Source organism: Streptomyces sp. NPDC002130 (assembly GCF_040296465.1).
Taxonomy (GTDB): Bacteria; Actinomycetota; Actinomycetes; order Streptomycetales; family Streptomycetaceae; genus Streptomyces.
Genome location: NZ_JBEOXI010001339.1, coordinates 1 through 1000 on the forward strand (window position 1 = coordinate 1; position 1000 = coordinate 1000).

The 1000-nt window shown below is 62.1% G+C and carries 3 protein-coding genes and 1 pseudogene; 2 read left to right on the forward strand and 2 right to left on the reverse strand.

Features of this window, described 5'->3' with window-relative positions; translation table 11 throughout:
* Positions 1-141 (forward strand): annotated as a pseudogene (locus ABT116_RS50790) (IS5/IS1182 family transposase); the annotation flags it as partial.
* Between the two features lie 32 nt (positions 142-173).
* Here the strand turns inward: ABT116_RS50790 and rpmG are convergent.
* Positions 174-338: a 50S ribosomal protein L33 gene (gene rpmG / locus ABT116_RS50795; protein ID WP_003946358.1), complete on the reverse strand. Its 165-nt coding sequence runs from the start codon at positions 336-338 to the stop codon at positions 174-176.
* Between the two features lie 4 nt (positions 339-342).
* Positions 343-579, reverse strand: coding sequence for a 50S ribosomal protein L28 (gene rpmB, locus ABT116_RS50800; protein WP_003946346.1), 237 nt, complete (start codon positions 577-579; stop codon positions 343-345).
* Between the two features lie 152 nt (positions 580-731).
* On the opposite strand from rpmB, the gene ABT116_RS50805 reads away from it, so the two are divergent.
* On the forward strand, positions 732-1000 hold a 269-nt coding region (locus tag ABT116_RS50805; RefSeq protein ID WP_351648771.1), incomplete at its 3' end, for a GTP-binding protein.

The following is a 1000-nucleotide window of genomic DNA, read 5'->3' on the forward strand; positions in this document are numbered from 1 at the left end:
TGGATAGTTCCGTTCTCCGGGCTGAGCCCGCGCCAGTTCATGAAACTGGTGACGGCGCTGCGTCGCGCGGGGATCGACGCCCCCCGCCGGGGCAGAGGACCGCTGCTCCGCGTACCGCTCGACGACGACCCGTCGCTGGTTGTTCTTCGCGATCTTCGACTTCTTGGCCATGCCTACTTCTCTTCTCGGAAATCGACGTGCTTGCGCAGCACCGGGTCGTACTTCTTCAGTACGAGTCGATCGGGGTCGTTGCGACGGTTCTTGCGGGTCACGTACGTGTACCCGGTGCCCGCGGTGGACTTGAGTTTCACGATCGGGCGGATCTCGTTGCGTGCCATCTGCTCAGACCTTCTCGCCGCGCGCGCGGATCCGGGCGACGACGGACTCGATGCCGTCGCGGTCGATCGTCTTGATGCCCTTGGTCGAGAGAGTGAGCGTGATGCGACGACCCTCGCTGGGCAGCAGGTAGGTCTTGCGCTGGATGTTCGGGTTCCAGCGACGGTTCGAACGCTTGTGGGAGTGCGAGACGGATTTTCCGAACCCCGGCACACGTCCGGTCACTTGGCAGTGAGCCGACATGGGTATTCCTTTCAACTTGCAGATGACAATCATTTTCGACAATGCGGTGAGATCAATGTAGCGTTCAACTTCGGTAATGACAATCATTCCCAGAAAGGCCCGCTGTGAACACGATCTTGGACGGCAGGACTCCGCTGGTCCTGGTCGCCGGTATGAGCGAATCCACCCCACACACCGCACGAGCGTTGCTGCGAACCGGAACTGTTCTGGTTCACCACGACCTGAGCCACGTCCGTGAAGGGGTGGTCAGGCGGACGGTCACCTCGATGACCGGGGGTACCGGGTCTGCCGGCACAGTGTCCGAGCGCGAGACGATCCTCGAGCTCGCGCACGGCTGCGTCTCCTGCACCCTGCGCGAAGACCTGCTGCCGCTTCTGCGTCGACTTCACTCGCACAGTTCGGTGCAGCGCATCGTCCTGTT